This window comes from Stutzerimonas kirkiae (assembly GCF_004327335.1).
GTDB lineage: Bacteria > Pseudomonadota > Gammaproteobacteria > Pseudomonadales > Pseudomonadaceae > Stutzerimonas > Stutzerimonas kirkiae.
Genome location: NZ_QJUO01000001.1, coordinates 327148 through 339279 on the forward strand (window position 1 = coordinate 327148; position 12132 = coordinate 339279).

The 12132-nt window shown below is 63.1% G+C and carries 9 protein-coding genes; 2 read left to right on the forward strand and 7 right to left on the reverse strand.

Annotated elements, in window-relative coordinates:
* Positions 1-16: 16 nt before the first annotated feature.
* Positions 17-2011: a TonB-dependent receptor gene (locus tag DNJ95_RS01450; RefSeq protein WP_131182948.1), complete on the reverse strand. Its 1995-nt coding sequence runs from the start codon at positions 2009-2011 to the stop codon at positions 17-19.
* Positions 2012-2158: 147 nt separating this feature from the next.
* Here DNJ95_RS01450 and DNJ95_RS01455 point away from each other — a divergent pair, with 147 nt between their 5' ends.
* Entirely contained in the window at positions 2159-3064 is a 906-nt protein-coding gene (locus tag DNJ95_RS01455; protein WP_131182949.1) for a helix-turn-helix transcriptional regulator, read from the forward strand.
* Positions 3065-3646: 582 nt separating this feature from the next.
* On the opposite strand, the gene DNJ95_RS01460 is transcribed toward DNJ95_RS01455, so the two are convergent.
* The 6 genes from DNJ95_RS01460 to DNJ95_RS01485 form a co-directional block, all read right to left on the reverse strand.
* A complete protein-coding gene (locus DNJ95_RS01460) occupies positions 3647-4489 on the reverse strand; it encodes an ABC transporter permease subunit (RefSeq protein WP_131182950.1) in 843 nt (280 codons plus the stop codon).
* 67 nt (positions 4490-4556) lie between these two features.
* Positions 4557-5453, reverse strand: a complete 897-nt coding sequence (locus DNJ95_RS01465; RefSeq protein WP_131182951.1) for an ABC transporter permease subunit — start codon at positions 5451-5453, stop codon at positions 4557-4559.
* Positions 5450-6601 (reverse strand): ABC transporter ATP-binding protein, encoded by a 1152-nt coding sequence (locus DNJ95_RS01470; protein WP_131182952.1) that lies wholly within the window; start codon positions 6599-6601, stop codon positions 5450-5452. Before DNJ95_RS01470 ends, DNJ95_RS01465 begins: the two co-directional genes overlap by 4 nt.
* Positions 6602-6854: 253 nt before the next feature.
* Positions 6855-7955 carry a polyamine ABC transporter substrate-binding protein gene (locus tag DNJ95_RS01475; RefSeq protein WP_165491554.1) on the reverse strand — a complete coding sequence of 367 codons (1101 nt, stop codon included), beginning with the start codon at positions 7953-7955 and terminating at the stop codon, positions 6855-6857.
* Between the two features lie 384 nt (positions 7956-8339).
* Positions 8340-9698: a glutamine synthetase family protein gene (locus DNJ95_RS01480; RefSeq protein ID WP_131182954.1), complete on the reverse strand. Its 1359-nt coding sequence runs from the start codon at positions 9696-9698 to the stop codon at positions 8340-8342.
* Between the two features lie 30 nt (positions 9699-9728).
* Positions 9729-10472: a gamma-glutamyl-gamma-aminobutyrate hydrolase family protein gene (locus tag DNJ95_RS01485; RefSeq protein ID WP_131182955.1), complete on the reverse strand. Its 744-nt coding sequence runs from the start codon at positions 10470-10472 to the stop codon at positions 9729-9731.
* 237 nt (positions 10473-10709) lie between these two features.
* On the opposite strand from DNJ95_RS01485, the gene DNJ95_RS01490 reads away from it, so the two are divergent.
* A complete protein-coding gene (locus DNJ95_RS01490) occupies positions 10710-12086 on the forward strand; it encodes a glutamine synthetase family protein (RefSeq protein WP_131182956.1) in 1377 nt (458 codons plus the stop codon).
* Positions 12087-12132 lie beyond the last annotated feature (46 nt).

A 12132-nucleotide genomic window follows, 5' to 3' on the forward strand; every position in this document is an offset into this window, starting at 1 on the left:
GAACGGACCTCCCGCTTCAGAATTCCAGCTTCAGGTCCAGCCCTAGCTCGCGTCCCGCGCCGGCCTGGGCGAAGGCGCTGGCACCGGAGGTATAGGCATAGCTGCGATAGTCCTTGTCGCTCAGGTTGTTGCCATACAGCGCCAGTTCGTAACCCTCGGCGGGACGCCAGGCCAGGCGCGCGTCGAACAGGCCATAGCCACCCTGCGCCAGCACGTTGTCGACATCGAAGTAATGCTGGCCGACATAAGAGAAGCCGACGCTCGGCACCAGTTCACCAGGCAGGCCGTCCCAGCGCAGACGACGCTCGCCGGACAGGCGCAGGCTGGAGCGCGGCGCCAGCGCCAGGCGGTTGCCCTGGCGTACAGTGGAATCCGTCAATTCACTATCGTTGACGCTGCCGGCCAGACGCACCCGGGTGTCCTCGTCCGGCAACCAGTCGAGGGCGAGCTCGGCCCCGCGACTGCGCGCCTCCCCCATGTTCTGTAATGACTGCATGCCCACTGGCCCGACAAACTGCTGAACGTCTTCGATGCGCATCCAGTAAAGCGTCGCGTTGAGCCTCAGGCGGTGTTCGAACAGAGTGGCCTTGGCACCGACCTCCAGGTTCAGCGAGCGCTCCGGATCGAAAGCCACGGCATCCGCCGTGCTGGCGCCGATGCGATTATAGCCGCCGGCCTTGAAGCCTTCGCTGGCCAGGGCATACAGGCGCAGTTCGTCGCTGGCCTGGAAGCCAACGGCGACCTTCGGCGTGGTGCTGGTGAAACGGTCGCTGCCACGATAGGCAAAGCCCGCGCCGAGCAGGCTGCCCTGCTGCTCGAAGTGCGTATCGGCATCCTCGCGGCTATGGCGCAGGCCGAGGGTCAGATCCCAGCGCGGGTCGAAGTGCCAGGTGAACTCGCCGAAGAGCGCCTTCTCCGTACCGTCGATGCGACTGTCGGCGGCGCCGAGGAAACCGTCGTAGGGGCCACCGGCCGCCACACTGCGCCGGGCATGAATCTCCCGCTCCTGCCAGTAGAAACCGAAGGTGGCATCCCAGCGACGCCCCTCGCCGTTGCTGCCCAGCCGCAATTCCTGGCTGGAACTGCGCTCCTGCTCCGGGTGCAACAGGCCGAAATCGCCCAGCAGCCGGGAATGGCGGTAGTGCTGATAGGCACTGACGGAAGTCAGCGTCCAGTCGTCGTTCAGCATCCAGTCGAGGGTCGCGCTGCTGGTTTCCACCCGGCGGGTGTAGCTGGACTCGCGCCAGGCGGGCACGATGTCACGCCGCGAATAGCCGTGGAACGGCAGGTAATGCTCCTCATGGGAAGTGAGGCGGTCGCGGGAATACGATAGCCGCAGGCGCAAATCATCGTTCGGCGTCAGGGTCAGCGCGAAGCGGCCGCCGCCGTTGTCGCCGTCCCCATGGCGCCTGGTGCCATGCAGTTCGCCCTGGATGTCGTCGTGGTAAAGCGCCGCCTCGGCGAACAGACGGTCCTCCAGCAAGGCTCCGCTGGCACTGGTGCCGATCTCGCGATGCAGATTGCTGTAACGGCCCTGCAGGCCGAAGCGCGCCTCGTTGCCGGGCTGGCGGGTAATGATGTTCAGCGCTCCGGCATGGGCATTGCGGCCGTACAGCGTCCCCTGCGGCCCCCTGAGCAGTTCGATGCGCTCGATATCCAGCAACCGCTGACTGAAACCGCCAACGGCCTGCGGCACACCATCGACATAAACCGCCACTGGCGCGTTGTACGGGTCCGATGAGGAAATGCCACGCAGGCTCAGGCTGGGGAACAGGCTCGAGCCGGTATCGCTGGCGAACAGCTCGGGGAATACCCGGTTCAGCTCATCGGTATTGCTGATATTGGCTTGGCGCAGCTCCTCCGCGTCAGCCACGGAGAGTGCCATATCGGTCCGTTCCAGCGACGTGACGCGCTTGCTCGCGGTCACTACGATACCGGGCAGGTCCAGGGCGGCCTGGGCAGCCAGCGGCAGGCCGAGGAAGACGGCGAGGCTGAGAGGATGACGGCGCATGGTGTGCTCCTGAAAACGAATATGCCGCCATGATGGCGGCAGGCGCCAGGGCTTGCGCGCGGGATCGGGGCGCGGATACCTGCGATCGGCACTTTTAGTGATAAGTGTTCTCGTTTATCTTTGGCGCTTGCAGAAGGAGCCCGCGCCATGGCCATCAACCACTACCTGTCCGACCTGCCCCTGCCGCCGGCATTGCTCGGCCTGGCCGATGAAGAACTGGACATCCGCCTGATCGAGGCACTGCTACCCCACGACAGCCGCGCCTTCGCACACAGCGAGCCTTCCCTCACCGTCGCCTACTACGAACACGGCAGCGGCTGGCGACAGTTCGCCGACACCGCGCCACTGGCGTTCCGCGATGGCTGCGGCTGCCTCTATCACGCCTCGGTGGCGCTGGAAGGCGAAGGCTTTCTACCGGCAGGCGAGCGTCTGCGCGGGGTCAACGTAAGCTTCTCGGTAGACACCCTGGCGCGCCTCGGCATCGGCGAAAAACTGCTGGAAGCCTCCGGCCCCTGGGAGCGGGCCAACTCGAGCGATGGCCAGGCGCACCTGCTGCAATTCCCGGCACCCCAGCCGCTGCGGCGGATCGGCCTGGAGATGCTCAACTGCCGCCTGCCGGGCATCGCCCGCGACCTGTTCCTGCGCGGCAAGGCACTGGAGATGCTGGCTGAAACCCTGGACCACCTGCAGTCGCACGGGCAACCACGGGCACTCGGCGGGCGCGACATGGCCCGCCTGCGTTGTGCCCATCGGTTGCTGACGGAAAACCTCGATCGCGCCTGGACCCTGGAGAGCCTGGCGGACGAAGCGCAACTGAGCCTGCGCAAGCTCAAGGAAGGCTTCCGCCAGTTGCATGGCAAGGGCGTCTACGCGCTGTTGCAGGACCTGCGCATGCAGCAGGCGGCATGGCGCCTGGCGGATGGGCAACGGGTCGCCGAGGTGGCGCTGGCGGTGGGTTACTCCAACCCCAGCCATTTCGCCAAGGTGTTCCGCCGCCATCACGGCATGGCCCCCAGCGAATATGGGCGGACGGCCCCGGCCGGCCGGTCCTAGGGTCTGTTGACGTTTCGTCGCGACCGAATATCCTCTGCGCCTTCGCCGTAGAGCTGCCTCGTTGCGTCCGGATTGGCAATCCAGTGTGCGTTTCATCGTACGCCGCTGGTGGTGTCCTGGTGCCCGTGGTGTAGCGAACCCGGCCAGCCCCGCTGCGAAACACGCATGAACCTGTCGCCAATATGAATAAGGGGTGCTCTTCGCTGACATCCCTGTCGACGAAGGTTTCGTAGCGGGGTTGGCCGGGCTCGCGTCGAGCTACCGTGGCGACTATGGAAAGAGCCGTATGCGTGGCGAATGAATTATTCGCAGGACTTTCAGTTTCACAGGCTGTTTCTTTCAGGCGCCGCCGATAGTGGCTGTGCGAATGCCAGGTGGCGGGACGGGGCACGCGTGAATACATCCCTGTAGCTCTTCGCCGCCATCCCTGGCGGCGAAGGCCCCGTCCCGCCACCTGGCATTCGCACAGGAACGCTGAGCCCGAGATCGCGCTGTACGGCCCTGAAGCCAGACTCACTATTGCCAATCCGGTCGCACTGCCTCGCCCCTCAAGCAGGGCATAGGCTTGCCCGGGAGCTGAGGTCAGGCCGCCGCCGCTTCCTCCTGCGCCTGCTGCAATGCACGACCGCGGCGCTTCTCGGCGCGGCGGGTGATATACCAGGCGAGGAAGGTGAACAGCGAGATCACCAGCAGGATCAGACTGGCCACCGCGTTGATCTCGGGTTTCACCCCCAGGCGCACCGCCGAGAATATCTCCATCGGCAGGGTGGTCGAGCCGGGTCCGGAAACGAAGCTGGCCAGCACCAGGTCATCCAGCGACAGCGCGAAGGACAGCATGCCCCCCGCCACCAGCGACGGCGCGATCATCGGCATGGTGATGACGAAGAACACCTTCCAGGGCCGTGCGCCGAGGTCCATCGCCGCTTCCTCGATGGACTGGTCCAGCTCGCGCAGGCGCGCCATCACGATCACCGCCACATAGGCCGAGCAGAAGGTGGTATGGGCGATCCAGATGGTGACGATGCCACGCTGGGCCGGCCAGCCGACCAGTTGCGCCATGGCCACGAACAACAACAACAGCGACAGGCCGGTGATCACCTCGGGCATCACCAGCGGTGCGGTGACCAGCCCGCCGAACAGGGTGCGGCCACGGAACACCGGGATGCGCGTCAGCACGAAGGCCGCCATGGTGCCCAGCGCCACCGCCGCGATAGCGCTGTACAGCGCCACCTCCAGCGAACGCATCACCGCGCTCATCAACTGGGTATTGTCCAGCAGGCCGGTGTACCACTTGACCGACCAGCCGCCCCATACCGTCACCAGCCGCGAGCCGTTGAACGAATAGATGACCAGGATCACCATCGGCAGGTAGATGAACAGCAGGCCGAGCGCCAGGATCAGGTTGGAAAAGCTGTAGCGCTTCATAGTTTTCCTTCCAACTGCTTCGCCACGCATCTGGATGGAACACCGCTTGAACAGAACGATCGGCTGCTCATAGTTTTCCCTCCAGTTCCTTCGCCTGGTTGCGGTTGAACAGAATGATCGGTACCAGCAGGATCGCCAGCATCACCACCGCCAACGCGGAAGCCACCGGCCAGTCGCGGTTGTTGAAGAACTCCTGCCACAGCACCTTGCCGATCATCAGCGTCTCCGGCCCACCCAGCAACTCGGGAATGACGAACTCACCCACCACCGGAATGAACACCAGCATGCAGCCGGCGATGATGCCGCTCTTCGACAGCGGCACGGTGATCTTCCAGAAGCTGGTGAAGCGCCTGGCGCCAAGGTCGGCGGCCGCTTCCAGCAGGCTCATGTCGTGCTTCACCAGGTTGGCGTAAAGCGGCAGGATCATGAACGGCAGGTAGGAATAGACCACGCCGATATACACCGCCAGGTCGGTGTTGAGTATCTGCACCGGCTGGTCGATCAGGCCGATGCCCATCAGCGCACTGTTGAGCAGGCCGTTGTTGCTGAGAATGCCCATCCAGGCATAGACGCGGATCAGGATCGCGGTCCAGGTCGGCATCATGATCAGTAGCAGCAGGACGGTCTGCACATCCTTGCGCGCCCGGGCGATGGCATAGGCCATCGGGTAGCCGATCAGCAGGCACAGCAGCGTGGAAAAGAAGGCGATCTTCAGCGAGCCCAGGTAGGCCGCCAGGTACAGCGCGTCCTCGCTGAGGAAGATGTAGTTGCCGAGGTTGATCAGTACCTGCAGTTGCTGGTCCGCGTAACTGAAGACCTCCGTATATGGCGGGATCGCCACGTCCGCCTCGGAGAAGCTGATCTTCAGCACGATGGCGAACGGCAGCAGGAAGAACAGTATCAACCACAGGAAGGGAATGCCGATGACCAGCCGGCGCCCCCTGTTCAACGCTACCCGCTTCATGCCTGCAGCACCACGCCGCTGTCGCTCAGCCAGTACAGGTAGACCTGCTCCTCCCAGGTCGGCCACTTCACATGGCGCTCGGCGTTGGCGACGAAAGCCTGCAGCAGCAGGCCGGACTCCAGGCGGATGTAGTAGACCGAATGCCCGCCCAGGTAGGCGATGTCATGCACGGTACCGACCACCCAGTTGTAGTCCGGGTGCTCCAGCTCCGGCTTGTCCAGGCTCATCAGCAGCTTTTCCGGGCGCAGGGCGAAGGTCACGCGCTTGTCCTCGGCACGGGTGCTGATGCCATGGCCTATGTAGATCGGCCGCTCCAGTTGCGGGCAGGCGATCACCGCATGGTCTTCCAGGTCCTCGATCAGTTCGCCGTCGAACAGGTTGACGTTGCCGATGAACTCGCACACCAGGCGGTTGGCCGGGGTTTCGTAGATGTCCATCGGGCTGCCGACCTGGGCGATCCACCCCAGGTGCATGATGGCGATGCGCTCGGCCATGGTCATGGCCTCTTCCTGGTCGTGGGTGACCATCACGCAGGTCACGCCGACCCGCTCGATGATCTCCACCAGCTCCAGTTGCATCTGCGAGCGCAGCTTCTTGTCCAGCGCACCCATCGGCTCATCGAGCAGCAGCAGCTTGGGGCGCTTGGCCAGCGAGCGCGCCAGGGCCACGCGCTGGCGCTGGCCACCGGACAACTGGTGCGGCAGGCGCTTGGCGTACTGGCTCATCTGCACCAGCCTGAGCATCTCGGCCACGCGCTCGGCGAGCTCGGCCTTGGGCAGGCCGTCCTGCTTGAGGCCGAAGGCGATGTTCTGCTCGACGCTCATGTGCGGGAACAGCGCATAGGACTGGAACATCATGTTGATCGGCCGCTCGTAGGGCGGCAGGTCGGTGATGTCCTGGCCATCCAGGTAGATGCGCCCTTCGCTCGGCCGCTCGAAGCCGGCCAGCATGCGCAGCAACGTCGACTTGCCGGAGCCGGAACCGCCGAGCAAGGCGAAAATCTCGCCCTGGTGGATATTCAGGGAAACCTCGTCGACCGCGACGGTTTCGTCGAACTTCTTCGTGACGCGGTCGATCTTCAGCAGCACCTGCCTGCTTCTGCTTTCGCCCGAAAGGGCTTTCTTGTAGGCGCTGGAGGCTACGGCCATGCGCGAACTCCCGAATTCAGAATGGTGGGGGCGGCCAGTGGCCGATCGTCTTCAGGTTCAGGCAAGGCCTGGTACGGATGTCGGGCAGCGGGGGAACGACACCAGGCCTTCCGGCCTGCAATGTGTTGCCGTTCCGCAACCCTGAAAACCCATGGCTACGACGCACCTTTCAGCAGGCGCGTCACCGACATTCCAGCCCGGGGCGCCAGCGACGGTAACAGTCGTTGGCGACAACCCGGTTTCAGTTGGACCCTCAACGGCCCGATTTGATCTTGGTCCAGCTACGGGTAATGGCGCGCTGGGTCTTGGCCTCCAGATCGGGGAAGGTATACAGCTTCTGCAGCACGTCCTGGCTCGGGTAGATGCCCGGGTCGCTGCTGATGCTCTTGTCGATCAGCGGGGTCGCCGCCGCGTTGGCGCTGGGGAACTGCACATAGTCGACGATGGGAGCCATCACTTCCGGGCGCAGCAGGTAGTCGAGGAAGACATGGGCATTCTCGACGTTCTTGGCGTCAGAGGGGATTGCCAGCATGTCGAAGAAGCTGCCGGCGCCTTCCTTGGGAATCTTGTAGCCCACGTTCACGCCATTATTGGCTTCCTCGGCGCGGGACTTGGCCTGGTAGATGTCCCCGGAATAGCCGATGGCCACGCAGATATTGCCGTTGGCCAGATCGGAGATGTACTTGGAGGAATGGAAGTAGGCCACGTTCGGGCGGATCTGCAGGAACAGGTCCTCCGCCTTCTTCAATTCACCGCTATCGCCGCTATCGGTTGGCAGGCCCAGGTAGTGCAGGGCTGCCGGCAGGATCTCGGTGGGCGAGTCGAGGAAGGCCACGCCGCAGGACTTGAGCTTCTCGATGTTCTCCGGCTTGAACACCAGGTCCCAGGAGTCGACCGGTGCATTCTCGCCCAGTACCGCCTTGACCTTGTCGACGTTGTAGCCAATACCGATGGTGCCCCACATATAGGGGACCGAGTAGGCATTGCCCGGATCGCTCGGCTCCAGGGCCTTGAGCAGGTCCTTGTCGAGGTTTTCCCAGTTGCTCAGCTTCGAACGATCCAGCTTCTGGAACACGCCGGCCTTGATCTGCTTGGCCAGGAAGGGGTTGGAAGGCACGACGATGTCGTAGCCCGAAGCACCGGCCAACAACTTGGCCTCCAGCACTTCGTTACTGTCGAACACGTCGTAGACCACCTTGATGCCGGTTTCCTTGGTGAAGTTTTCCAGGGTGTCTTCAGCGATGTAGTCGGACCAGTTGTAGACGTGCAGGACCTTGTCTTTGGCCTGCGCGGCCCCGGCGGCGGCACCGACGAGTGTCAAGGCGATGAGGGTCTTGGCAAAGGGTTTCATCAGTGCAACTCCTGTCGTTGATAGATTGTTTTCAGGGCAAGATCAGGCTTCGTCTGTCTGGTCCGCGAGGATTCCCGGCAGGCCTGGAAACCCGCGCAGTCTGGCAACTTCGTCACCATTTTTAAACACCTGACACAGCTCCAGAGACAATTTTTCCAGCGTGCTCGACCCACAGTGTCTTTTAGCAAATAGGGTGCCGGAAAACCCGGCGTCCACCGCCAACGCCAATTGCCCAGGATGACGCTGCAAAAAGCCGCAAACAGCGCTGGAAGGCTGGAGGCTGAACGAAAGAGCGCGGCGACCCCGTTGTTTTTCGTCCAGCTTTCCAGCCTCCAGCACCTTTATCGGAAGAGCCTGTTAATTTTGCGCACCATAACGGTGCATTTTCTATACCGAAAGCAGCAGGAATTCGCGCTCCCACGAGCTGATCACACGGTTGTAGTTTTCCTGCTCGGTGCGCTTGACCGCGACATAGCCCTGGATGAACTTCGGGCTCAGGTAGCGGTGCAGGTCCTGGCAGCTCTCCATCCGCTCCAGCGCGGCTTCCAGGGTGAAGGGCAGGCGCAGGTTGCGTCGTTCGTAACCGCGCCCCTTGACCGGCGCGCTGGGCGGGATGCCCTCGGTCATGCCGATATAGCCACACAGCAGGCTGGCCGCTATCGCCAGGTAGGGATTGGCGTCCGCCCCGGCCAGGCGGTTCTCCACCCGGCGATTGTCCGGCGAGGAGTCAGGTACCCGCAGGCCCACCGTACGGTTCTCCTCGCCCCACTCGACATTGACCGGCGCCGAGGTATCGGGCAGGAAACGGCGGAACGAATTGACGTTGGGGGCGAACATCGGCAGCAGCTCGGGGATGTATTTCTGCAGGCCGCCGACGTGATCGAGGAACAGTTGGCTCATGCCGCCGCTCTCGTCCGAGAAGATATTGCGCCCGCTGGCCACGTCGATGACGCTCTGGTGCAGGTGCATGGCGCTGCCCGGCTCACCGGTCATCGGCTTGGCCATGAAGGTGGCGGCGACATTGTGCTTGAGCGCCGCTTCGCGCATGGTGCGCTTGAACACCAGGATCTGGTCGGCCAGGTGCAGCGCTTCGCCATGACGGAAGTTGATTTCCATCTGCGCCGTGCCTTCTTCGTGGATCAGCGTGTCCAGATCCAGCCCCTGGGTCTCGCACCAGTCATACATATCCTCGAACAGCGGGTCGAACTCGTTGGCGGCATCGATGGAGAATGACTGGCGCCCGGTTTCCTGGCGGCCCGAGCGACCGATCGGCGCCTGCAGCGGCAGGTCCGGGTCCTCGCAACGCTTGGTCAGGTAGAACTCCATTTCCGGCGCCACGATGGGCTGCCAGCCGCGATTGGCATAGAGCGCCAGCACCTTCTTCAGCACGTTGCGCGGCGACAGTTCGATGGGGTTGCCCTGCTTGTCGTAGCTGTCGTGGATCACCAACGCGGTCGGCTCGATGGCCCAGGGCACGCTGTATATGGCATCCGGGTCCGGCCGGCAGATCATGTCGATATCCGCCGGATCGAGCAGTTCGTAATAGATGTCGTCCGCGATGTAGTCGCCGGTGACGGTCTGCAGCAGCACGCTTTCCGGCAGGCGCATGCCCTTTTCGCCGAGAAACTTGCTGGTCGGCGAAATCTTGCCGCGGGCAATGCCGGTCAGGTCGCTGATGACGCATTCCACTTCGGTGATCTTGTGATCCTTGAGCCAGCCCGTGAGCTGGTCGAGCTTGTTCGACATGTTGGCCTCGATTGGCTGGAACGAAAGCGCTCAGCGCTGTTCTGCGTGTGCGCGACAGGCGTCGGCGAAGCCCCGGAACAGGGCCAGATAATGGGGGACCGCCTGCACGTCCCATTCGGGATGCCACTGCACGCCGAGCGCGAAACTGCGCGCACCCTCGACGGAAATGGCTTCGATCAATCCGTCCGGGGCACGCGCCTCCACCCTCAGGCCGTCGCCCAGGCGATCTATGCCCTGGCTGTGCAGCGAATTGACCTGGCAACGCTGCACCAGTCCAAGGCGCTGGAGCAAGCCTCCCGGCTCCGGCAGCAGGTCGTGGCTGAAACCGTATTGCACCGGCAACGGCGCTTCGGGGTCTTCACGGTGATCGAGATAGCCGGGCAGCTCATGCACCTTCTGGTGCAGGCTGCCACCGAAGGCCACGTTCATTTCCTGGAAGCCCCGGCAGATACCGAACACTGGAATGCCGGCGTCCACCGCCGCGCGAATCAGCGGCAGGGTCAGGTCGTCACGCGCCGGATCGTGCAGTGTGCCCGGCGCACTGCCAGGACCGCTGTAGCGATGGGGCTCGACGTTGGAAGGCGAGCCGGTGAACAACAACCCGTCGACATTCTCCAGCAGGTCCTCCAGCTTCAGGGATTCCAGGGCAGGGATCACCAGAGGCAACCCCGCCAACGCGGCGGCGCGCAGGTACTTGTCCCCGGCGATGTGAAAATCATGATCTTCGAGCTTGCGGCTACAGGCGGATACACCGATCAAGGGCGAGCGGGGCATGGGTTGATCACCTTCCTTGCAGTGTGTTCGATGAGATTAATCCTGTTCATTTTCCCGGACAACCGTTGGTTCGTCGTAGCATGCACACTTCCAGCGGCCCCTTCGATATCGCTCCGAAATCGCCCACGACGCCCGTTTTCAGGGCGCTGCGGCGCTATTGACAGCCGCAGGGCTTTTCGGTTGACTCACGGTAAAGTCGCGGAATGATCATATTTTCTACAAGAAAGGTACTTCGCCATGTCACCGCCGCCACGTGCCATTCAGCTCAATGAAGCCAACGCCTTTCTCAAGGAGCATCCCGAGGTTCTCTACATCGACCTGCTGATCGCCGACATGAACGGTGTGGTTCGCGGCAAGCGAATCGAGCGCGCCAGTCTGCACAAGGTTTATGAAGCGGGTATTAACCTGCCGGCGTCGCTGTTCGCCCTCGACATCAACGGCAGCACCGTGGAAAGCACCGGCCTCGGCATGGACATCGGCGACTCCGACCGTATCTGCTTCCCGATCCCCAACACCCTGGCCAGGGAGCCCTGGCAGCGCCGCCCCACCGCACAACTGTTGATGACCATGCACGAGCGCGATGGTTCGCCGTTCTTCGCCGACCCGCGGGAAGTGCTGCGCCAGGTGGTAAGCAAGTTCGACGAACTGGGGCTGACCCTGTGCGCCGCGTTCGAGCTGGAGTTCTACCTGATCGACCAGGAGAACGTGAACGGCCGCCCGCAGCCGCCGCGCTCACCGATTTCCGGCAAACGCCCGCAATCGACCCAGGTCTACCTGATCGACGACCTGGACGAATACGTCGACTGCCTGCAGGACATTCTCGAAGGCGCCAAGGAACAGGGCATCCCGGCCGACGCCATCGTCAAGGAAAGCGCCCCGGCGCAGTTCGAAGTCAACCTGCATCACGTCGCCGACCCGCTCAAGGCCTGCGACTACGCGGTGCTGCTCAAGCGCCTGATCAAGAACATCGCCTACGACCATGAGATGGACACCACCTTCATGGCCAAGCCCTATCCCGGCCAGGCCGGCAACGGGCTGCATGTGCATATCTCGATTCTCGACAAGCAGGGCAGGAACATCTTCGCCTGCGAAAATCCCCTGGAAAGCCAGACCTTGCGGCATGCCATCGGCGGCCTGCAGGAGACCATGGCCGCGTCCATGGCCTTCCTGTGCCCGAACGTCAATTCATACCGGCGCTTCGGTGCGCAGTTCTATGTGCCCAATGCCCCGTCCTGGGGGCTGGACAACCGCACCGTAGCCCTGCGCGTACCGACCGACAGCGACGATGCGGTACGCATCGAACACCGCGTCGCCGGCGCCGACGCCAACCCCTACCTGCTGATGGCCTCGGTACTGGCCGGCATCCACCATGGGTTGCTCAATCACATAGAACCGGGCGAGCCGACCGAAGGCAATGCTTACGAACAGGTGGAGCCCAGCCTGCCGACCAACCTGCGCGACGCCCTGCGGGTGCTCGACGACAGCGAGATCATGGCGCGCTATATCAGCCCCGACTACATCGATATCTTCGTGGCCTGCAAGGAGAGCGAACTGGCCGAGTTCGAACACTCGATTTCCGACCTCGAATACAACTGGTACCTGCATACGGTCTGAGGGGCGGCTTCAAGCTTCAAGCCGAGCCTCCAGAGGTTGTAGGTCC

Coding starts and splice junctions, on each gene's coding strand:
- DNJ95_RS01450 (WP_131182948.1), bottom strand. CDS start 2,011: ATGCGCCGTCATCCTCTCAGCCTCGCCGTCTTCCTCGGCCTGCCGCTG.
- DNJ95_RS01455 (WP_131182949.1), top strand. CDS start 2,159: ATGGCCATCAACCACTACCTGTCCGACCTGCCCCTGCCGCCGGCATTG.
- DNJ95_RS01460 (WP_131182950.1), bottom strand. CDS start 4,489: ATGAAGCGCTACAGCTTTTCCAACCTGATCCTGGCGCTCGGCCTGCTG.
- DNJ95_RS01465 (WP_131182951.1), bottom strand. CDS start 5,453: ATGAAGCGGGTAGCGTTGAACAGGGGGCGCCGGCTGGTCATCGGCATT.
- DNJ95_RS01470 (WP_131182952.1), bottom strand. CDS start 6,601: ATGGCCGTAGCCTCCAGCGCCTACAAGAAAGCCCTTTCGGGCGAAAGC.
- DNJ95_RS01480 (WP_131182954.1), bottom strand. CDS start 9,698: ATGTCGAACAAGCTCGACCAGCTCACGGGCTGGCTCAAGGATCACAAG.
- DNJ95_RS01485 (WP_131182955.1), bottom strand. CDS start 10,472: ATGCCCCGCTCGCCCTTGATCGGTGTATCCGCCTGTAGCCGCAAGCTC.
- DNJ95_RS01490 (WP_131182956.1), top strand. CDS start 10,710: ATGTCACCGCCGCCACGTGCCATTCAGCTCAATGAAGCCAACGCCTTT.